General features: G+C 56.0%; 16 protein-coding genes. 5 read left to right on the top strand and 11 right to left on the bottom strand.

All coding sequences use genetic code 11. From position 1 onward, the window contains the following. The first annotated feature begins 60 nt into the window (after positions 1-60). Positions 61-1,581, top strand: a complete 1,521-nt coding sequence (locus TH25_RS16120; RefSeq protein ID WP_114089386.1) for an alanine/glycine:cation symporter family protein — start codon at positions 61-63, stop codon at positions 1,579-1,581. Positions 1,582-1,654: 73 nt separating this feature from the next. Here the strand turns inward: TH25_RS16120 and TH25_RS16125 are convergent, their stop codons facing one another. From TH25_RS16125 to TH25_RS16150, 6 genes are all read right to left on the bottom strand, one after another. Further along, the gene (locus tag TH25_RS16125) at positions 1,655-2,716 is read right to left on the bottom strand and encodes an osmoprotectant NAGGN system M42 family peptidase (RefSeq protein WP_114089387.1); all 1,062 of its coding nucleotides are present in this window, start codon (positions 2,714-2,716) and stop codon (positions 1,655-1,657) included. Between the two features lie 43 nt (positions 2,717-2,759). Next, a complete protein-coding gene (locus tag TH25_RS16130) occupies positions 2,760-3,635 on the bottom strand; it encodes a FadR/GntR family transcriptional regulator (RefSeq protein ID WP_114089388.1) in 876 nt (291 codons plus the stop codon). A 72-nt stretch (positions 3,636-3,707) separates the two neighbouring features. Continuing rightward, positions 3,708-4,685: an ABC transporter ATP-binding protein gene (locus TH25_RS16135; protein ID WP_114089389.1), complete on the bottom strand. Its 978-nt coding sequence runs from the start codon at positions 4,683-4,685 to the stop codon at positions 3,708-3,710. Then, complete coding sequence (locus tag TH25_RS25480) at positions 4,678-6,663, bottom strand: dipeptide/oligopeptide/nickel ABC transporter permease/ATP-binding protein (protein ID WP_114089390.1); 1,986 nt, start codon at positions 6,661-6,663, stop codon at positions 4,678-4,680. Before TH25_RS25480 ends, TH25_RS16135 begins: the two co-directional genes overlap by 8 nt. Then, on the bottom strand, positions 6,660-7,607 hold the full coding sequence (locus TH25_RS16145) for an ABC transporter permease (RefSeq protein WP_073957339.1): 948 nt from the start codon (positions 7,605-7,607) through the stop codon (positions 6,660-6,662). The genes TH25_RS25480 and TH25_RS16145 overlap by 4 nt, the downstream gene beginning before the upstream one ends. Before the next feature lie 111 nt (positions 7,608-7,718). After that, positions 7,719-9,287, bottom strand: a complete 1,569-nt coding sequence (locus TH25_RS16150; RefSeq protein WP_114089391.1) for an ABC transporter substrate-binding protein — start codon at positions 9,285-9,287, stop codon at positions 7,719-7,721. A gap of 231 nt (positions 9,288-9,518) precedes the next feature. On the opposite strand from TH25_RS16150, the gene TH25_RS16155 reads away from it, so the two are divergent. The 3 genes from TH25_RS16155 to TH25_RS16165 all read left to right on the top strand — a co-directional run bounded on the left by TH25_RS16155 (position 9,519) and on the right by TH25_RS16165 (position 13,277). Continuing rightward, positions 9,519-10,184 carry a DUF1028 domain-containing protein gene (locus tag TH25_RS16155; RefSeq protein WP_114089392.1) on the top strand — a complete coding sequence of 222 codons (666 nt, stop codon included), beginning with the start codon at positions 9,519-9,521 and terminating at the stop codon, positions 10,182-10,184. 46 nt (positions 10,185-10,230) lie between these two features. Continuing rightward, entirely contained in the window at positions 10,231-11,469 is a 1,239-nt protein-coding gene (locus TH25_RS16160; RefSeq protein ID WP_114089393.1) for an allantoate amidohydrolase, read from the top strand. Positions 11,470-11,630: 161 nt separating this feature from the next. Further along, positions 11,631-13,277 (top strand): U32 family peptidase C-terminal domain-containing protein, encoded by a 1,647-nt coding sequence (locus TH25_RS16165; RefSeq protein ID WP_114089394.1) that lies wholly within the window; start codon positions 11,631-11,633, stop codon positions 13,275-13,277. Between the two features lie 122 nt (positions 13,278-13,399). Here the strand turns inward: TH25_RS16165 and TH25_RS16170 are convergent, their stop codons facing one another. After that, entirely contained in the window at positions 13,400-15,868 is a 2,469-nt protein-coding gene (locus TH25_RS16170; protein WP_114089395.1) for a hypothetical protein, read from the bottom strand. A 3-nt stretch (positions 15,869-15,871) separates the two neighbouring features. Then, the gene (gene kduI, locus TH25_RS16175) at positions 15,872-16,702 is read right to left on the bottom strand and encodes a 5-dehydro-4-deoxy-D-glucuronate isomerase (RefSeq protein WP_114089396.1); all 831 of its coding nucleotides are present in this window, start codon (positions 16,700-16,702) and stop codon (positions 15,872-15,874) included. A 226-nt stretch (positions 16,703-16,928) separates the two neighbouring features. On the opposite strand from kduI, the gene TH25_RS16180 reads away from it, so the two are divergent. Further along, positions 16,929-17,945 (top strand): LacI family DNA-binding transcriptional regulator, encoded by a 1,017-nt coding sequence (locus TH25_RS16180; RefSeq protein ID WP_114089397.1) that lies wholly within the window; start codon positions 16,929-16,931, stop codon positions 17,943-17,945. A gap of 57 nt (positions 17,946-18,002) precedes the next feature. Here TH25_RS16180 and kduD read toward each other — a convergent pair whose 3' ends face one another. The 3 genes from kduD to TH25_RS16195 are packed head-to-tail and all read right to left on the bottom strand — an operon-like array spanning position 18,003 to position 20,602. After that, positions 18,003-18,743: a 2-dehydro-3-deoxy-D-gluconate 5-dehydrogenase KduD gene (kduD, locus tag TH25_RS16185; RefSeq protein WP_114089398.1), complete on the bottom strand. Its 741-nt coding sequence runs from the start codon at positions 18,741-18,743 to the stop codon at positions 18,003-18,005. 31 nt (positions 18,744-18,774) lie between these two features. Further along, a complete protein-coding gene (locus tag TH25_RS16190) occupies positions 18,775-20,097 on the bottom strand; it encodes a TRAP transporter large permease (RefSeq protein WP_258549189.1) in 1,323 nt (440 codons plus the stop codon). 1 nt (position 20,098) lies between these two features. Further along, positions 20,099-20,602, bottom strand: a complete 504-nt coding sequence (locus TH25_RS16195) for a TRAP transporter small permease (protein WP_114089399.1) — start codon at positions 20,600-20,602, stop codon at positions 20,099-20,101. Between the last annotated feature and the right edge of the window lie 91 nt (positions 20,603-20,693).

The raw sequence follows: 20,693 nt of genomic DNA on the forward strand, positions 1-20,693 counted from the left end.
CCTTAAACGGCGCAAAGCCGCAAATACGGGAAATAAAAAAGACAAGATCAGGAGCATCTCATGTTTTCAACAAAATGGATTCCCGCCTCGGTGGCGGGTGCGGCCATTTTATCCTTTGCGCCTGTCGCACAGGCCCAACAGGGCGGTATGGATCAGGTAATTAACGAAACGGTCGCCCCGGTTTCCAATGTGATTGCCGGGGCGATTTTTTACAGCGTATCTTTCGGAGATGTAGAATTTCCATTGATCGTCGGCTGGCTGGTTCTCGCCGCAAGCATTTTCACCCTTTATTTCGGATTTGTTCAGTTTCGCAAATTCGGCCATGCAATCTCGCTGGTCAAGGGGGACTATTCCGACCCCAATGACGCCGGCGAAGTCTCGCATTTTCAGGCACTCGCAACCGCGCTTTCAGGCACGGTCGGGCTGGGCAACATTGCCGGGGTGGCCGTTGCCATTTCCATTGGTGGCCCCGGTGCCACTTTCTGGATGATTTTGGCCGGGCTTTTGGGCATGGCGTCAAAATTTACCGAATGTACGCTGGGCGTTAAATTTCGCAATGAATATGCCGATGGCCGCATTTCCGGCGGGCCGATGTATTATTTGTCCAAGGGCCTGAAAGAACAGGGAAAACCGGGGCTTGGCCGCGTATTGGCCGTTGTGTTTTCCGTTTGCTGTATTGGGGGTGCCGTGGGGGGCGGCAACATGTTTCAGGCCAACCAGGCCTTTCAGCAAATTGTCAATGTCACCGGCGGCGAGCAAAGCTTTTTTGCCGGAAATGGCTGGTTGTTCGGCCTGGTCATGGCCGCCATTGTCGGGATGGTCATTATTGGCGGCATCAAATCGATTGCCAAAGTCACGGAAAAAATCGTGCCCTTCATGGCGGTTATTTACGTTATTTCCGGCCTTGTCATTATTGGCATGAATCTGGACCATGCCGGGGATGCCATCTATCGCATTTTCAACGGGGCCTTTACCGGGGCCGGGGTTGCCGGTGGTATGGTTGGTGCGCTGATTCAGGGTTTCAAGCGCGCCGCGTTCTCGAACGAGGCGGGTATTGGCTCTGCCGCCATTGCGCATTCCGCCGTGCGCACCAAGGAACCGATTACCGAGGGCTATGTTGCCCTGCTGGAACCCTTTATTGATACCGTCGTCATTTGCACCATGACCGCCATTGTCATCACCATTTCCGGCGAGCTGCAAACCGACCTGACCGGTGTCGCCCTGACATCGGCGGCCTATGCCACCGCCTTTAGCTGGTTTCCCATCGTTCTGGCACTGGCGGTTGTGCTGTTTGCCTTTTCCACCATGCTGTCCTGGTCCTATTACGGGCTTAAGGCATGGACCTATCTGTTTGGCGAGGGCAAAGGCAAGGAAACGGTTTTCAAGGCCTTTTTCTGCCTGTGTGTCATTATCGGGGCCAGCATGAATCTTGGCCCGGTCATCGACTTTTCCGATGCCATGATCTTTGCAATGGCCCTGCCCAATGTGGTTGGCCTGTATTTCCTGATGCCGGTTGTCAAACGCGAAGCCGCCCAATACTGGCAAAAAATCGAACGGGGCGAGATCAAAAGGGTCAAATGATCCTGTTTTAACAGCACCGCCAAATCAGAACCGGCACCTTGATAAAGGTGCCGGTTCTGTCGTTCCAAACGCCTTAGGAGACCACCGGCGGGCTTTGCACATAGGCCAGCAACAGCCGGGCAACGGCCACAAAACTGTCCATATGCGCCCGTTCATGCCCGTGCGAGGCATCAAGACCAAAACAGATCAGCGCAGCGCGGGTGTCGTATCCGGCTTCCAGGGCGGAGGCCACATCGCTGCGGTAAAATTTGAACACATCGCGCGAATGTTCAATATCGCTGCTCTTGCATAAATCAATCAAATGATGGTTCAGCTTCCGGTCAAACGGGCCGGACATATCCATCATGGCGATGGTGACACCATATTCACAGGTATTTTGTCCCGGCGCATGGGTGCCATTATCCACCGCCACCAACTCGCCCACATCACCATCAAGCACATGCGCCCCACCCAGGCCAACTTCTTCGGCAATGGTGAAAATCACCCGGCAATTAACCGGCAGGGCAATGCGGTTTTCCTTCACCGCCCTGATCATCGCCAAAACCGATGCCACCCCCGCCTTGTCATCGAGATGGCGGGACACGACAAAGCCGCTATCGGTAAATTCGGTATTGGTATCAATGGCAATCAAATCGCCAATATTAACCCCGATCGCCATCACATCGGTACCATTGGCAACCCGTTCATCCAGGCGGACCTCCACCTGGCTCCAGGCCACCGGCTGGCTGTCAATTTCAGTATTATAGGTATGGCCCGATGCCTTGTTGGGCACAATCGTGCCGCGCCATTTTTTGCCATCATCGCCATAAACCGTCACCCGCGCCCCTTCGGCAAAGCGCGACGACCAATGCCCGACCGACATAATCGCCAGGCGGCCATTATCCTTGATTTCCTTTACCATCGCGCCCAGCGTATCCAGATGCACGGCAACCGCCCGGTCCGGCGATTTACGTTCACCGGGCAGCAGGGCACGAATGGCCCCGCGCCGGGTAAGCTCAAATTCAACACCCAGTTTTTCCAGTTCATCGCAAACAAAGGCGACAATCTCGTCGGTCATTCCGGTTGGGCTGTGAATTGCCAACATCCGCGCCAAAATATCGGCCAGATAATCGCGATCAATGTGCGGGGCAAACATGGATACTCCTGTCAGTCAGAAACCGGGACAAATCCCGGTCCGGTCAATGTTTGGTGATAATCGCGGATAGCGCCTGCAATTCCGGGCTTAAGGGCTGGTCGGGCGGCACATCATTGCTGCCCACCCGCAAAAACCGGCGTTCCACCACCGCTTCCTGTTCTTCCATCAAACGCTGGGCGGCACACATATGCTGGTAAATCATCGCCCGTGCCGTTTCGCCGTCATTATTTTGCAGGGCGGTAATCAGGCGCAATTGATAATTGCGGCCAACCTCGCGCAGTTCGGTGTTGGGTTCATCGTAAATCTTTTTGCACACCGTCAAATTCATCAACAGGTCAATCATGAACCGGCACACAAAGGCCAAAAGCGGATTGGGGCAGATATCCACCAGAACCAGATGAAATTCCAGTTCCTTGATCCGCTGGCGATGCGCTTCCTCGATACTGGCGGGCTGGCGGGCATACCAGGTCATTTTTTCTTCCAGCCGGGCAAAGTCATCCTCGGTCATATGACCAATGCAGGCGGCCGCCATTTCGGGTTCCAGCAGGATGCGCAATTCGTAAATATCGCGGATCGACAAATCCTTGAAAAAGAAATAATTCCCCAGCAATTCCACCGCCCGCTGTTCGGGAACGCGGTCAATAAATGCCCCGCCGCCCGGCCCGGTGCGGGTGGCAATCAAACCCTGGGTTTCCAGCGATTTAAGGGCTTCACGCACCGTCCCCTTCGAGGCCCCCAACAGCGAAATCAGCTCTGCCTCCTGCGGCAGGCGCGATCCGGGGCGCAAACGTTTCTGGGCAATATAATCCTTGATCGCCTCGCTAATCGCTTCGGGGCGTTTACGGTCGCGTTTGCGGGTTTTGTCCAACTTGTCCAGCGCATCCTGCCGGGGTTTGGAAATTATCGGTCGGTCGGTCATCCATGCTCCATAGCCGCCAGTGCGACCCGTTTATACCCTGTTCTCACAAAATCCGGTTTTGTCGCTGCCATGTTATGCCATCCGCCCCAGCGGGTGAAAACAGGCCGCAGCATGATTATCCAGCCCAAAATCGGCATCGGGTATCTTTTTTCGACAATCATCCTGCGCATATGGACAGCGCGGGGCAAAGGCACAACCCGGCGGCGGTGCCATCGGGTCGGGCAATTCGGCGTTTGCTTCCTCGCCCTGCAGGCCGCGCTTGCCCGGCACCGGCGCACTGTCAAGCAACAACCGGGTATAGGGATGGCGCGGCTCCACAAACAGGGCCTTGCCTGCCGCCTGTTCCACCACCCGGCCAAAATACATCACCGCCACCCGGTCACTGACGGCCTCCACCACCGATAAATCATGGCTGATGAAAATATAGGTCAGTCCAAAACGCGCCTTTAAATCATCGAGCAGGTTTAACACCTGCGCCTGTACCGACACATCCAGGGCCGATACCGGCTCATCAAGCACGATAATCTCCGGTTCGGCTGCCAGGGCCCGTGCAATGCCAATGCGCTGCGCCTGCCCGCCGGAAAATTCATGCGGATACCGGTCCAGAAATTCCGGGCGCAAATTAACGCAATCCATCAGCTCTTTTAACCGGTCCTCCAGCGCCTTGCCGGACAGATTGCGCAAATAGCGCAACGGCGCGCTTAGGGTCTCGCGGATCAATTTACGCGGGTTCAGCGAACTGATCGGGTCCTGAAACACATATTGAATGCGTCGTGACAGGGCATGCCGGTCCTGGCTTAGCAAATCATTCAATTGCGCACCCGAAAGCTGAATATCGCCGTCACTGGGCCGGTCCAGCCCCACAAGCATGCGGGCCAGGGTGGATTTGCCACAGCCGGATTCCCCGACAATACCCAGCGTTTCGCCCTTGCGCACGGCAATATCCACCCCGCGCACGGCATAAACAGACGGCTTTTTGCCCATAAACAATGTGCGCCCGCCCCCAAATACCCGCACCAGATCGCGGGTTTGCAAAACAATATCAGGCATGGCGAACCTCCATCGGTTTGATGCAACGCACGGCATGGCCGTCACCCAATGGATCAAGGTCAATGGCCCCGGCCCGGCAGGCATCCGCCGCACGGTCACAGCGATCGGCAAAGGCACACCCCACCGGCAAATCATTGACCGCCGGGGGCAGGCCCGGAATGGCGGCAATTTCGCGCGCGGTTTCGCCCAAACGCGGCACACAATCGATCAGGCGTTTGGTATAAGGATGGGCCGGGTTTTCCAACACCTGCTGCGTTGTCCCCATTTCCACAATCTGCCCGGCATACATCACGGCAACCCGGTCGCAAATTTCCGAGACCACGCCAAAATCGTGGGTAATGAACAAAACCGACGTACCATGCTGTTCACGCAAATTGTTCATCAGTTTCAAAATTTGCGCCTGCACCGTCACATCCAGCGCCGTTGTCGGTTCATCGGCAATGATCAGTTCGGGTTCATTGGCCAGCGCCATGGCAATGCCTACCCGCTGGCGCATCCCGCCCGATAATTGATGCGGGTAACTATCGGCCCGTTTTTCCGGGTTGGGAATGCGCACCATGCGCAAAAGTTCAACCGCCTTTTGCCAGGCTTCCTTATAACTCACGCGATTATGGGCGCGGATCGCCTCGACCAACTGATCACCCACCGAAAATAACGGATGCAGCGTTGAAAGCGGGTCCTGAAACACATAGGCCGCCCGCCCGCCACGAATGGCGCGAATTTCCTGTTCGTGCATGTCAAACACATCGCGCCCGTCCAGCATTACCCGGCCCCCGGCAATGGTACCGGGCGGGGATGCCACCAGCCCCAACAGCGACAAGGCGGTAACAGATTTGCCAGAGCCGGATTCCCCCACCAGACCCACACATTCATTGCGCCCAACATGGAAGGAGACGCCACCAACGGCTTTATAAACGTCATCACCCAAAACAAATTCGGTGCGCAAATCCTCGACCGACAAAATGGCGCCCTTTTCGGCATCCCTTTTGGCACCCGGCTGACCATTGACGTGCCCGGAACCCGCATGTGCCGGGCCATCCCATGTACTGCGATCAATGCGGGTTACAGGGGCCGGACGCGCCAGCGCACCCGATTTCAGCCGCGGGTCCAAAATGTCGCGAATACCGTCGCCCAGCAAATTGATGCTCATGACCAGCACAAAGATCATGCCACCGGGAATGGCCGATAAATGCAGCGCGGTGGTAATCAGCTTGCGCCCCTCGCCCAGCATGGAGCCAAGGTCCGCCTGCGGGGGTTGTGCGCCCAGCCCCAAAAAGCTGAGCCCCGCCGTTTCCAAAATCATCCAGCCCACCGTGGTGGACATGGTAATCACGATCACCGGCATCACATTGGGCAAAATCTCGCTGAGCAAAATGCGGATATGCCCCTTGCCCGACAAACGGGCGGAATCGACAAATTCCCGGTGCACAATCCCCACCGTCACCCCGCGAATATTGCGGGCAAAAAACGGAATATTGACCACGGCAATGGCATAAAGCGCATTCATCAGCCCCGGCCCCAGGGCGGCAACAATCGCCAAAGCCAGCAAAATATAGGGAAACGCCATCACCATATCGATGCCGCGCATCATGATATTATCGGTACGTCCACCGAAATAGCCCGAAATAATGCCAATGGCAGAGCCGAAAAACGCGGCAAACAATGATGCCGAAATCCCCACCGCCAGGCTGACCCGCGTGCCCCATAACAGGCGCGATAACAAATCGCGGCCCAAATGGTCGGTGCCGAGAAAATGCCCGTCGCTTAACGGTGGTAACAGGCGGTTGGCCGGGTCGGTCGCATCGGGGTTCACCAGCGGCAACCACGGTGTAATCAGCGCCAGAATAATCACCCCGGCGAAAATCACTGCCCCCATCAGGGCTAAATGGTTCCGCGCCAGCAGTTTCAGGGCCGAAGGCCGTGCTGACCGTTTACGCGGTTTTATCGTCATATTGGTTGAGGATGCCGGGTTACTCATGCCTTGACCCTCGGATCGATAAGGTGTTGCAACACATCGGCAAACAGATTGAACAGCACATAACTTGCCGCCACAATCACAACGCCACCCTGGACGAGCAAAATATCGCGGGTGGCAATCGCCGTAACCAGCATTCGGCCAATGCCAGGCCACTGAAACACGGTTTCAATATAAACAGCCCCCCCCAGCACAAAACCCGCCTGCACGCCAATCACCGGGATCACATTGACCAGGGCGGCCTTAAAGGCATGGCGGTAAATCACCCGCCTTTCATCCAGGCCCTTGGCGCGTGCGGTGCGAATATAATCCTGGCGCAAAACTTCCAGCATGTTGGAACGGGTCAAGCGCGCGATCACCCCGGTTGCCACCACCGCCAGTGTGACGGCAGGCATAATCAGATGGCGCAATAAATCGGGCAAATCGCCACCGCCATAAATGGCGTACATGCCACTGACCGGCAGCCAGCGCAGTTTGACGGCAAACAGCAACATCATCATCAGGCCCAGCCAGAATGACGGTATCGAAATGCCAATCAGCACCACAAAGGTCAGGGTTTTATCCGCCCAGCCATATTGCCGCACCGCCGATACCACACCGGTCAGAAGGCCAAATACGGTACATAACATCAGCGACGCCCCCGCCAAAATCAGCGTCGCGCCAAACCGTTCCAGAACCTCGTCCAATACCGGGCGGTTCAGGCTGTAAGACCGGCCAAAATCGCCATGCAGCATATTGGAAAGCCAGATCCAGTATTGACTGAACAGCGATTTATCCAGCCCCAGATCAGCCCGTAACTTGGCGATGTTTTCCGGCGTCGCATAGGACCCCAAAATCGCCAGGGCCGGGTCGCCCGGAATAAGGGACATGATCAAAAAGACAATCACGGTCAGACCCAGCAAAACCGGAATCATCAAAACCAGTCGGCGCAAAATATAGACGTGCATGACAGGGCTCGTCAGTGTGAGTGCGGGAAAAATGCCAGGTGCAAACAAAAGAACCCATTTGCACCCGGCGTAATGTCAAACTGGCCAATCAAGCCAGCAAAAGCCAAAGGCCTAATCCTTGCTGACATCCTTTAACAGCAGGAAGAAGGACGGTTGCAGCTTGAAGCCCTTCACCGCCGCACTGGCCACGGCATTCTGTTTCCAGTTGGCAATAAAGGCCCAGGGTGCATCGTCATGCACGATCTGCTGCATTTCACGATACAGCTTTGCCCGTTCATTCTGATCGGTTGATGTGCGGGCCTTTTCCAGCAATTCATCCACTTTGGGGTTGGAATAATAACCGGAATTAAAGCCGCCCTTGTCCGGCCACGCATCAGTGCGCAGCGCCAGATACGGCAATGTATCGGGGTCGTTGGTCATCCAGGCCATTTCGGCCATGTCCGCCTTGCCCTCAAGCCCTGGGTTCACCTTGCCCAGGAAGGTATTCCATTCATAGGTCTCGATCTTGACCTTCAGGCCAACCTTCGCCAGATCAGCCTGGATCGCGGCCCCCATCGGGATCGGGTCCAGCATGCCAGAACCGCCTTCGGTCACGTAAAAGGTCACTTCCTTGCCCGCGGCCCCGGCTTCATCAATCAGCTTTTTGGCCTTCTCAACGTCATAGGGATAAGGCTGAAGGCTTTTGTCATAGGCCCAGGCAAAGGCGGGCGGGATCGGCCCGGCGGCAATATCGGCCGTGCCCTGCAAAACGTTATCGACCAGCGCCTTTTTATTAATGGCGTAATTGATCGCCTGGCGCACACGCTTGTCCTTGAACGGGCCGTCCTTGGTATTCAGGATCAGGAACCACAAATGCGGCCCGGCCTGCTGATAGACCGCGAAATTGGCATCAGATTCCAACTGCCCCAAATTATCTGGCGGCACCTCGACCATCAGGTCAATGCCACCGGCCATCAATTCGGCAACGCGGGTATTGGCATCGGTAATCGGGCGGAAAACAACGGCATCAAGTTTCGGCGCACCATCCCAGTAATCGTCATTACGGGTAACAACCACCTTGGCATTGCTTTCCCATTCCGCGAATTTAAACGGGCCGGTCCCCACCGGATGACGGCCAAAATCCTTGCCATATTTCTTGACCGCCGTGGGCGAAACCTGCAACCCCGGTGGATAAGCCAGATTGGACAGGAACGGCGCATAGGGTTCCTTGAGCGTGAATTTGACCGTCAAGTCATCCATCACGTCAACATGGTCAATCGCGCTAAAGAAAAACGCCAGCGGGAACGGCCCGGTATCATGCTGCGGGTGCTTTTCATCCAGCATACGGTCAAAATTGTATTTTACCGCTTCGGCGTTAAACGGCGTACCATCATGGAAGGTCACGCCCTCGCGCAGTTTAAAGGTATAAACCTTGCCGTCGTCCGAAATGGTCCAGCTTTTGGCAAGGTCGGGTTCGACCTCAAGCGTGCCATCCTTATAGCGCACCAGCCCATCATACATATTGACCAGAATGCGGAAGTCATTCACCGCCGTATCGGCGGCCGGGTCAAGCGATTTGGGTTCTGCAATCTGCCCGACCAGCAGAACGCCCGGCGGTGTCTGTGCCTCAGCCGTGCCGGCTGAAAATGCTGAAACTGTCAGGGCCGCTGCGACCAGCGCCCCTTTAAACAGGCTTTTCATTCAAGCCTCCCTTTTTATAAGCCTCTCGATCTGGGCCGGATCACGATCCGAACCTTACGGTGACAACCCTTTTTTGTTGCGTTGAACGTTTCCACGTCAAAGGCCGTTGCCAGCCCTGCCGGTTGTTGCGGTTGCAATGTCTATTTATAATGATAAATTGACGCCGGGCAATTATTTATCATTATAAATTTAGCCATCCCGCATAACAGCCCTTCTGACCTGGCAGGCAAAATGACCTATTCGCTGATCGCAAAAGACCCGAAAACCAAGGCTCTCGGGCTGGTAACGGCCACCGGCAACCTAGCCGTTGGCGGTTTTGTGCCCCATTTGCGCGCCGGGGTTGGCGCAATTGCCACACAGGGCTATTCCACCAATTACTGGTATGGCGTTAACGGGCTAACCCGCCTGGAAGCCGGTGAAAATGCCGAGTCCGTGGTTAAAAACCTGACAGACGCCGACGAGGGCCGCGCATACCGGCAAATGCTGTTGCTTGATGCCAATGGCAATGGTGCGGCCTGGACGGGGACTGCCAACAGCGCCCATCATGACCATATCATCACGCACAATCTGGTTGCCGGCGGCAATATTCTGACAAACGAATGCGTCATCCCCGCCATGAAAAACGGCTATGAACAGGCGCTTGAAAATGGCTGTTCTTTTGCCCTGGCACTGCTACATGCGCTGGAGGCCGCCTTTGAGGCAGGCGGGGATAAACGCGGCACCAGTTCGGCCACCATTCAGGTTGTTACCCCCAGGCAGCTCCCGCTTGATCTGCGGGTCGATAACCATCCAAACCCGATTGCCGAACTGAAACGCCTGTATGACATGACCCGTCAATCCGACTACCAGTCCTTTTTCGTCCGTTTGCCCACACCGGACCATCCACACCAGCATTGATCAATATTGATCAATATATTTTTCCACCCCGCTATTCGGAGGCCCCATGCTGGGACAACTTGTTTATGATCGCCTGGAACAGGCCGCCCAATTTTCCCAACCCGGCCCCGGTGTGACCCGCCTGTTTTTAAGTGCCGAACACAAACAGGTCGCCGCCCTGATTAACGAGTGGATGAAACAGGCCGGGCTGGAACCCGACATGGATGCCGCAGGCAACATTGTTGGCCGCGATGAAAAGGCCCGCAATGGCGCCCCCACCCTGATCATGGGGTCACATCAGGATACGGTTGTTTCAGGTGGCAAATATGATGGCATGCTGGGTGTTGCCCTGCCAATCGCGGTGGTCGGGGACCTTTATAAACGCAAAATCGACCTGCCCTTTGGCATTGAAATTGTCGCCTTTGGGGACGAGGAAGGAACGCGTTTTCAATCCACCCTTGTCGGCTCCCGCGCCCTTGCGGGGACATTTGACCCGGCCGCCCTTGATGCCACGGATGATAATGGTGTTACGGTGCGCACCGCCCTGCAAGATTTTGGCTGCAATCCCGATCATATTCCCGGCCTGAAACGGTCGCGCAAAAATACGCTGGGCTTTCTGGAAGTGCATATCGAACAGGGCCCGGTGCTGGAAGGGCACGACCTGCCCGTCGGGATTGTCACTGCCTTAACCGGGATTGAACGCCACCGCGTACTGATCAAGGGCAAGGCCAGCCACGCCGGAACCACCCCGATGGATCACCGCCAGGATGCTTTACTGGCCGCCGCCGATATTGTTCACAAGGTCAATCAAGTGTGCCGCGAAACCGAGGGCATGGTCGGTGTGGTCGGCAAGCTGGAAGTATCGCCCAATGCGGTTAACGTGATTCCCGATAGCGTTGACCTGACGATTGAACTCCGCGCCCCTGAACGGGCGGTACGGGTGAATGGCCGTGGGGCGATTTTATCGGCCCTGGGCGGCATTGCGCAAAACCGCAGCGTTGCGATTAATACCGATCACACCTACGAGGCAGAGGGGGTACCCTGTGCCGACTGGATGATGAACGGGCTGGAAGCCGCGATAACCCAACACAACATTCGCCCCCTGCGCCTGTTTAGCGGCGCGGGCCATGATGGCCTTGCCATGCACGATTTATGCGACATTGGCATGTTATTTGTCCGCTGCAAGGACGGGTTAAGCCACCATCCCGATGAAGCCATCACCGCCGAAGATGCCAACATCGCGGCACAGGTGCTGACGACCTATTTGCAAAATCTGGCGCAATTCTGCCCGAAACTAACAGGATAAAAACCCAGGTTTATCGCCGCGCATTGCCGCCCTGCAAAGCCATGTCTTTGCAGAAGGCCTGAAATATGCGATTTTGGGCGCATCATTGCTGGTAAATATGATATGACCCGCCAGCAAGAGAGAGAACATTTCCCGCATTCCATAAATAAAGACCCGACGATATGAGTGATCAATCGCGCCGTTCCGAATTGTTGATGCCTGCTGGCTCTTTGGAAAAGCTTAAAATTGCTGTGCTGTATGGCGCGGATGCCGTTTATATGGGCACGCCTGATTTATCACTGCGGGTCAAAAGCCAGATGTCGCTGGATGACGTGGTGGAGGGCATTGAATTTGCCCACCAGCATGGGGTGCGGGTTTATCTGACGCTGAACCTGTTTTCGCACAACAAGGACATTTCCAAACTGCCGGAATATGTTGAAACCGTGCGCAAGGTGCAGCCGGACGGCCTGATTGTCGCCGACCCCGGCGTTTTCATGTTTGTGCGCGAACAGGCCCCGGAAATACCGTTACATGTCTCCACCCAGGCCAATGTCTGTTCCTGGCAGTCCGTCAAATTCTGGCAGAGCATTGGTGCGAAGCTTGTGGTTCTGGGCCGCGAGGTTTCCTACGAGGAACTGACCGAAATTCGCGAAAAATGCCAGGACATCAAAATCGAAGCCTTCGTGCATGGTTCCATGTGCATGACCTATTCCGGCCGCTGCCTGCTCTCCAATTTCATGGCCGAACGCGGCGCCAACCAGGGGGCGTGCGCCAATAGTTGCCGCTGGAAATACAAGGTCCATATGAAACTGAAGGATGGCACAGTCAAGGAACTGAACCTGACCGAAGAAAATATGGAACTGTTTGATTTCTTCCTGGAAGAAGAAATGCGCCCCGGCGAACTGATGGAAATCCAGGAGGATGAACGCGGATCATACATCCTTAATTCGCGTGACCTGTGCATCATGCCGAAACTGGAAGACTACCTTAAAATCGGTGTCGATAGCCTCAAGGTTGAAGGCCGCGGCAAAAGCCCCTATTATGCCGGACTGGTCGCACGCGCCTATCGCATGGCGATTGACGACTGGTACGAAGACCCCGAAAACTGGTCAGCCGAGCCCTATATGAAGGAACTGGCAACCATTCCCAACCGGGGCTATACCCTGGCCTTCCATGAAGGACGGTTGACCAATTATGCGCATGGCTATGACAGCTCCAGCAACGTTTCGGACTGGGAATTTGCCGGGCTGATCGAACGGGTGGAAGACGATGCCTTTATCGTGTCGGTCAAAAACCGCCTGCTGGCTGGCGACGTTCTGGAAATCGTCCCGCCCAGGGGCCGTAAAACCATTTTCCTCCGCATGTATGAATTTATCGATGCCAATACAGGCAAAGTTGGCGAAGCCGTGCATGCCGGGGCCAAACCGATGGTCCGTATTCCGTTTTCCCTGCTGGAGCAGGAAGACCCGGACTATCTGCGCACCGCCTTCCCGCCGCTAACCATCATCCGCAAGGAAAAGGCCTTAACGCCCGATGAATGGGAACGCATGAAGCTGGACCAGGAAGGCCATAAAATTGAAATGGGCAAGGGCAACCCGGAACGCTACGACGCCAAACGCGACGCCCTGCAAACCGCCCTTGATGAACGCCAGAAAGACCGCACCTTCCGCACCCCGCGTGTGGGCACACAAGGCTGTTGTGGCCGGGGCTGCAATGGCTGCCTGATCTTCTGGCACGACCCGCAATATGCCAAGGCCCGTGACATCCTCGCCAAACGGAAACAGGGCGAAATGCTGGAACGCGATGGCAAGACAGTGGCGGCGGAATAATTCCGCGACCAACACCCAATACGCATATAAACGCGGCCAAAGAAAAACCCCTTGATGCCATGTCGCATTCAAGGGGTTTTCCATAAGGCCCGCACCGGCGGGAGGCTAAAGCCAGGTGCAGGCTATTTGATCAGCGGCAGTTCCACGCGGCTGCCTTCCAGGGTCCATTCCATCGGGTCGAGGGTTCGGCCTTCTGCCTGCACAACACCGTTGGCATAAAACAGCACGGTGCCGTAATCCGCATCCTCAATGCGATAAGTTCCATCATCATCGGCCGTAACCGACAAATCATGGCGGCTTGCAAACCCTGACAGATCCTGTGTATGGCCCAGCCGGACCACCCAGATGCTGTCCCGCCCGGCAAGGCGCAATTCATGGGCGGCAGAGCTTCCCGTTTTCACCAGTTCCAGCGGACCAGAGGCCGAAACCAGCACCGCCCCCGCGCCCGAACGCGCAAAGGCCCTGTTCGCATCAACCTGCCATTCGTCAAAAATGGGGGTCGGGAACCAGGCATGGGTGAAATCCGGCTGCGGGGCGACCCCTTCAAACCGCACAATCGCAAGATCGCGATATTGCTGCACACGCGGCACACTGGCCGACCCGCCCCAGAAGGACGGCCGCCCGAAACCGGATTGCACAATTTCACCGGGATGATTGATGAACAATTGCGCGCCGGGTTCGCGACCAATACGGGCCTGAATCAGGGTTTCCTGATAGCCCCAGTCGCGCCAGCGATAAAGCGCGGCAGAGCCCATTGCCGTTTCACTGGTTTTATAATGATACAACCGGCAAAAGGCATTTTCCCCCTGCCAGAAGGTCCATTCCTGTGCCGCATCGGGCTTTTCCCAACAGGCAATATCGGCAAGGTCCGGCAGGTTTAAACCATAATCACGCAAGGCCAGCGCCACCTGCGCCAAGCAATTGACATGCGCGCCAAATTGCCCCTTGCCCCACAGCAAACGGGCAAGGCCGGTCAATTCCAGGGTGTCGGCAACACACAGGGAATGTTCGTAACTGCGCCCCTGTGCTCCGGTAATCACCCCGTGATGGGCAGAATGGGCGATCATGGTGATCAGCCGGACAATGGCCCGCGATGCGCGATTGCGAATAATGTCATCCGGGGCCAGGGCAAACAGCGCCGTTAAGCCCTTAAGATCAATCGGGAAATAGGTGCCCGAATTGAATTCCGCCATTTCGGCGGCTTCAAAATGGTCAAACCACGCCATCAGGCGGTCATAACCCGCCTTGCGATGCGCCGTGCCCGAACGATCCGCGCGCCTGAAATGGGCATCGGGGAAATGGTTGCCTGCCAGATAGGTCGCGGTATGAAACAGCAGCGCGTGATTTTCCGAGAAATACCACTGCACATCATTGCCCGGTTCATCCATCCAGTAGCGGAATTCAAAGATCGCGGCATCAATCCGTTTCACCAGATCCGCTGGCAAACGGTCCTCATAGACAATGCGGGTCCAAAGTAACGGCACCAGCGCAAAATCCGCACAGTCGAAACAATCCTCGATCCCCGGCAAGGCGGTATTGATAATGTCATAGGCCCGGTTAAGCGAGGCATCGTCGCCCTGGGCGACGCAGGCCAGTGCCGTTTCGGTATCGGTTTCGGCATGGCGCGCAATCCATTCCAGCGTCTCGGCAATGCGGGCCGCCATATCCGGCGATGGCTGTGCGGTGGAGGACCGCCAGCTTACTTCCGCGCCCAATCGTGCTTCGGTGGCAAAATCGCCGCACTGAAAAGACATCTCGAAATAGCGGTAATCGGCCGGGAAATCGTTTGATACCGCCAGTCGCACCCGGTCCGCCCCGGCAGGAATATCAAACGGCACATCATCATGGTCATGCGACATGAAATGACCGGCAACGCGGATCCGGCCTGTCACGGCACCGGGGAACGCCACCGGCAAAACCAGCCAGATATCGCGATCATCATAAAACTTGCGATCCAGGTGCATCGCATCCACAGCGGCCTCAACCGCGTTAACGGTTTGCGAGGGTGCGGGAAAACAATTGCCCGACCGTGCCCGAGGCCCGTCAATCCAGGTCAGCGCAATACGGATCACCGCATCGCGTTCGCATAAATCCTCGAACTGGACCGCAACTTCATTATGCCCCGCCACCAGCTTTGCTTCAAATTCAAGTTCGTCCAGGGCATTACGGGTGGCCGGTGACAGCCATGCCACCGGTGCACCATTGACATAAACCTTGGCCGCGCCGCAAATACCAACCCGCAAGCGGGCCAAACCGGCCTCGTCCGCGACAATTGCGGTGCGGGCCCAGCCGCGAATCTGCGTTGCGCGAAACCAGAAACCGGAAAGATCCAGAAACGGCGACCCGCCCGGCAAAATATTGCGCGCCCCGGACCAGTCCGGAAAGGACCGGGCCGGAAGCTCTTTACCCCGGCGTTCCTCGATATAGGCCGTCCGGCAAGGATAGGTATGCGGGATAAAGTTCTTTTCCTTGGTCAGGAAAAACGTTGAATCCATCTCTCCTTCCATTGGCATATCGGCAACGTCATAGCGGCTTTCCTCAAGCGACGTTACCTGCCAATAGGGAACGGGCGAACCGGGGTAAAGAACCATGATTTAGCGCAGCTCCTTCACGGCAACCGGCGATACGTCGGTATATGCCTGGTTTTCACCTGTCATGCCCCAGACAAAGCCATACGGCCCGGTTCCGGCACCCATATGGATCGACCATGCCGGTGACAAAACAATATCACCATTGGCAACCACCAGATGGCGGGTATTATCCGGCCGGCCCATAAAGTGCATAACACGGTCTTCATCGGAGAGGTCAAAATAGCAATAGGCTTCCATGCGCCGTTCATGCAAATGCGGCGGCATCGTATTCCAGACAGAACCTTTCGCCGGGTCGGTAATCCCCATCAGCAGCAGGCAGGAAGGCGACACTTCGGGGTGGATATACATTGCCAGCGACCGGCAATTGCTTTTTTCCGCATCACCGAGTTCAAGAATCTTGGATTGCGCACGCGTAATCAAACGGGTTTCAATCGACTGCCCGGCAGGAACGGAATTCATGTAAAACCAGGCGGGCTGTGCGGCGTCATTGCTGCCAAGTTTTACGGCCTTCGTCCCACGGCCCACATACAAGACGTCGCGATTGGCGAGCTCGTAACGGGTGCCATCCACCTCGATCCAGCCCGCACCGCCAAGATTGGCAATTCCCATCTCGCGGGCGTCAAAAAACAGCTCGGTCCCTACATCTTCGCCGCCGCCAAAGGAAAGCGCACCATCAAGCGGCACGGCACCCCCAACAATCATGCGATCAAAATGGGTGTAGGCAAAGCGGATCTCGCCCGGCGTGAACAGGTTCTCGACCATAAAATTCTCGCGAAGCTGCGATGTGTTCATGCCGTCAATCTGGTCCGGCCCGGCACCATAGCGTTGTTCCATTGCCACGGGACTATCTCCTTCGGATGTTCCTGCACGTTTCAGGCACCGTTTTTCGGCACCTTAACTTTTTAAAACGGAAGGTTCGGCAAACATCATCCGCACCAGTCACTCCCGGCGCGAACCGATATTGTTTTCCTCACCACAAGAAAAAACATCACATTAAGAAATTTATCGTGCAACATGTAATTAAATTCCACATACTGACATTATCAGAAAAGAGGAAATCATGTCAGTTAGTGGTCGAACGAAAATCAGTGACATTGCATCGCGCCTTGGGGTTTCAACGGCGACAGTCTCGCGCGCCTTAAGCGGAAATGGCTATGTCCGCGAACAACTTGCGTCCCGTATCCGGGCGACCGCCATTGAAATGAATTATGCCCTGCCCAGTACGGCATCGGGCCAGAAGGTGCTGATCGTGTCCTCCCAGGAGGCCATGATCGATTTCAAACGCAGCCAGTTCACCATGTATGTGCTGGAAGGTCTGCGCGAACGGGCCGAAAGCCGCGACATCCGCATCGAATCCTATATCTATCAGCCCAATCAGCGGTTTGAGGACCTGTACGACGCCGCCCAGGCCCCGGACCTGATCGGTCTTTTACTGGTATCGGTCGATGATGCCACCCTTGAATATGTGCGCGGTTCCGGCATACCGGCGGTGATGGTCAATGGCGATGATCCGGAAATGACGCTTAGTTCCGTCACACCGTGCAACCGCTCTGCCGCGACGCTGGCAACCAAACACCTGATGGCGCAGGGGCACCGGCGCATCCTGTTTCTCAATCGCCCCGGTCGGCGCACCATCCAGCGCCGTCGCGAAGGCTGGCAGGACGCAATGGCGGAGCATTACAACCCCGATTTCGTCATTGATGTGGATGACTGGACCGCCGAAGCCGCAAGCGCGCGTGTGGCCGACGTGCTGGAAAGCAATTTACCCTTTAGTGCCATTGTCGCCGCGGGTGACATTTTGGCGGTGGGGGCCGTATCCGCCCTTCAGGCCAAGGGGTATGTGGTGCCAAAGGATGTTTCCGTGATCGGCATCGATGGGCTGCCGCAGGGACAATATATGTCCCCCGCCCTGACATCGGTTAAAATCCCCATGCAAACCGTGGGGGCCCTGTCGCTGGATTTGCTGATCGAAACGTGCCGCCTGGTCAATGCAGATATTGACATGCCCGCCCGCCGGATCGAGCTGGCCTGCGAGCTGATCCATCGTGAAAGTGTGTGCCCGCCGGCAAAAAAATAGCGCAAACCTTCCGGTTTGCGCCAATAGGAAAATGTCGCGGTTGGCAAACAGCCCGCCCTAGCGGGCCAGCCAGCCGCCATCCACATTCAGGATCGCGCCGGACACATAATCCGACGCCGGGGCGGCCAGATAAACCGCACTTTCGGCAATGTCCTCCGGGCGGCCCCAGCGACCAGCCGGGATACGGTCCAGAATGGCGGCAGAACGGTCCGGGTCGTCGCGCAGGGCCTGGGTGTTATTGGTGGCAATATAACCCGGTGCAATCGCGTTGACATTAATCCCGCGTGCGGTCCATTCATTGGCGAGAATACGGGTTAACCCCGCCACACCATGCTTGGATGTTGTATAGGATGGCACACGAATGCCGCCCTGAAACGACAGCAGGGAGGCAATATTAACGATCTTGCCCTTGCGGTCCTGTTTCAATAGTTCCTTGGCAAAGGCCTGGGATGTAAAGAACACCGCCTTGACATTGACGTCCATCACCGCATCCCAGTCTTCTTCGGTGAAATCAACACTGTCGGCACGGCGAATGATCCCGGCATTATTGACCAGAATGTCAATACCGGCACCGTCAAACAAAGAAACACCGGCCATCGGGTCAGAAAAATCAACGATAATTTCGCTGGCTGTTCCCCCGGCATCGGTAATGGCCGAAACCGTTTCGGCACAGCTTCGCCGCCCGGCACAAACAACATCTGCACCGGCACGGGCCATTGCAATGGCAATCGCCTGCCCGATACCGGCATTGGCACCGGTAATCAGGGCTTTACGACCATTCAGGGAAAACGCATTCATAAGGTAACTCCGTTCCAAAGAAGGGGGTATATCACATCAGGCCAAGGAAACGCGGCAGGGCCAGCGTCAGCCACGGCACATAGGTGGTCAAAAGCAGGGCAGCAGTTGTGGCAAAGAAAAACGGCAGGATCGGACGGATCACCTGATCAATGCGCAAGTTGGCCACCGCACAGCCGACAAACAACACACTGCCCACCGGCGGCGTCATTGAACCCACACCAAGATTAAAAATCATGACAATGCCCAAATGCACCGGATTCATGCCAATTTCATGGGCGATGGGCAAAAAGATCGGGGTGAAAATCAGCACTGCCGGTGTCAGATCCATGAAAAAACCAATCACCAGCAAACAGACATTCATCACCAGCAAAATCATGATCGGGTTGTCGAATGTCAGGATTGTATCGGCAATCACATCGGGGATACCGGCAATCGTCATGACATAGGACATGATGCCCGACGCCGCGATCAGAAACAGAATGGAACAGCTTGTAATGGCAGAGGTTTTAAGGGCGTCAAGATATTCGCGCCAGGTTGCCAGCCGATAGAGCAGCGACAAAATGAACGAATAAAACACGGCAACCGCCGCGCCCTCGGTCGCGGTAAATGCACCAACGGCGATGCCGCCAATCACCAGAATGATCATCAACAGCGCAGGCAGCGCCTGCCAGATGACGGTAAAAACATCCGACCAGCTAGCATGACCTTCGGTACGATAGCCCTTGCGCATGGCGATAACCCTCACCACCGCCATCACCGACAGGCCCATTAAAATCCCAGGCAAATAACCGCCCAAAAACAGGGCCGAAATGGAGGTCCCGCCCGACACCAGCGAAAACAAAATCAGCGGCCCGCTGGGCGGAATAAGGATGCCGGTCGGGGCAGAGGCAATATTGACCGCCGCACAAAAGGCCGGATCATAGCCTTCCTTGCGCTGCAAGGGGCCAATCACCCCGCCAACACCGGCCGCCGCCGCAATAGACGATCCGGAAATGGACCCAAACAGCATATTTGCCAAAACGTTGGTGTGTGCCAGTGCACCCGGCATCCGCCCGCCCAGCAGTTTGGCAAGATTAACCAGCCGAATGGCGATGCCGCCCTTGTTCATGATATTGCCCGCCAGCACAAAAAACGGGATGGCAAGCAGGGTGAAACTGTCGATGCCCGAAAACATCTTTTGCGCGCTGACAAAGCCGATCACGTTGGATGGCAGATAGGCAAAGCCGGTGACAACGGATGATACGCCAATGGCAATCGAAATCGGTGTGCCCAGTATCAGCAGGCCAAAAAACAGCACAAACATGACAACGGCCGCACCGGCAGGATCGAGCATGAAATCAATAATGGTATCCATATCAGACCGTATCCTGCGCTTCTTCGGCGGGGGCCAGTTGCCCGGCCAGAATGAGAATAATATTAAGGCTTTGCAGCACAATGATCAGGCAGGCCGCGACCGGCACGGCCAAATAGATCATGCCCATTGGCACCTGCATGATGGGCGATAATTGCGACATCGCCGACATGGCGGCTTTCCAGCCCCCCATCAGCATGGCAAATGTGGCAAACGAAATCGAAATCAGGCCATTCAGCGTTGCCAGCAGCTTTTTCCACCAGTCAGGCCCCATAAAAATCAGCAAATCCAGCGACAGATGCTTGCGGGTGCCAAAACAGTAGGCCGAGCCCAGCAGCGCCATCCAGATCATGGTGAATCTGAGGGTTTCTTCGGTAAACAAGGCAGGTGTCGCCAGAACATAGCGGGTAAAAACCTGCCAGAGCATGAGGGCGACCATGCAGCAGAGTGTGATGGAGATGACCCCCAGCAGCAGGTGCTCAAGACCGCGCTTGAATGAATGCAACACTTCGCGTTTCCTCCGTCGAAGTTGCCCGGTGCACGTTGCGGCACCAAATTTTTTGTTTTGTGCAAAAACAGACCATGCGATGTGAAAACAA

Origin of the sequence: Thalassospira profundimaris (genome assembly GCF_003326755.1) — a bacterium.
In the GTDB taxonomy this organism is placed as follows: Bacteria; Pseudomonadota; Alphaproteobacteria; order Rhodospirillales; family Thalassospiraceae; genus Thalassospira; species Thalassospira profundimaris_B.

Excerpts from the sequence above, each read along its gene's own strand:
- TH25_RS16120 (WP_114089386.1), top strand. The coding sequence starts at position 61 with ATGTTTTCAACAAAATGGATTCCCGCCTCGGTGGCGGGTGCGGCCATT.
- TH25_RS16125 (WP_114089387.1), bottom strand. The coding sequence starts at position 2,716 with ATGTTTGCCCCGCACATTGATCGCGATTATCTGGCCGATATTTTGGCG.
- TH25_RS16130 (WP_114089388.1), bottom strand. The coding sequence starts at position 3,635 with ATGACCGACCGACCGATAATTTCCAAACCCCGGCAGGATGCGCTGGAC.
- TH25_RS16135 (WP_114089389.1), bottom strand. The coding sequence starts at position 4,685 with ATGCCTGATATTGTTTTGCAAACCCGCGATCTGGTGCGGGTATTTGGG.
- TH25_RS25480 (WP_114089390.1), bottom strand. The coding sequence starts at position 6,663 with ATGAGTAACCCGGCATCCTCAACCAATATGACGATAAAACCGCGTAAA.
- TH25_RS16145 (WP_073957339.1), bottom strand. The coding sequence starts at position 7,607 with ATGCACGTCTATATTTTGCGCCGACTGGTTTTGATGATTCCGGTTTTG.
- TH25_RS16150 (WP_114089391.1), bottom strand. The coding sequence starts at position 9,287 with ATGAAAAGCCTGTTTAAAGGGGCGCTGGTCGCAGCGGCCCTGACAGTT.
- TH25_RS16155 (WP_114089392.1), top strand. The coding sequence starts at position 9,519 with ATGACCTATTCGCTGATCGCAAAAGACCCGAAAACCAAGGCTCTCGGG.
- TH25_RS16160 (WP_114089393.1), top strand. The coding sequence starts at position 10,231 with ATGCTGGGACAACTTGTTTATGATCGCCTGGAACAGGCCGCCCAATTT.
- TH25_RS16165 (WP_114089394.1), top strand. The coding sequence starts at position 11,631 with ATGAGTGATCAATCGCGCCGTTCCGAATTGTTGATGCCTGCTGGCTCT.
- TH25_RS16170 (WP_114089395.1), bottom strand. The coding sequence starts at position 15,868 with ATGGTTCTTTACCCCGGTTCGCCCGTTCCCTATTGGCAGGTAACGTCG.
- kduI (WP_114089396.1), bottom strand. The coding sequence starts at position 16,702 with ATGGAACAACGCTATGGTGCCGGGCCGGACCAGATTGACGGCATGAAC.
- TH25_RS16180 (WP_114089397.1), top strand. The coding sequence starts at position 16,929 with ATGTCAGTTAGTGGTCGAACGAAAATCAGTGACATTGCATCGCGCCTT.
- kduD (WP_114089398.1), bottom strand. The coding sequence starts at position 18,743 with ATGAATGCGTTTTCCCTGAATGGTCGTAAAGCCCTGATTACCGGTGCC.
- TH25_RS16190 (WP_258549189.1), bottom strand. The coding sequence starts at position 20,097 with ATGGATACCATTATTGATTTCATGCTCGATCCTGCCGGTGCGGCCGTT.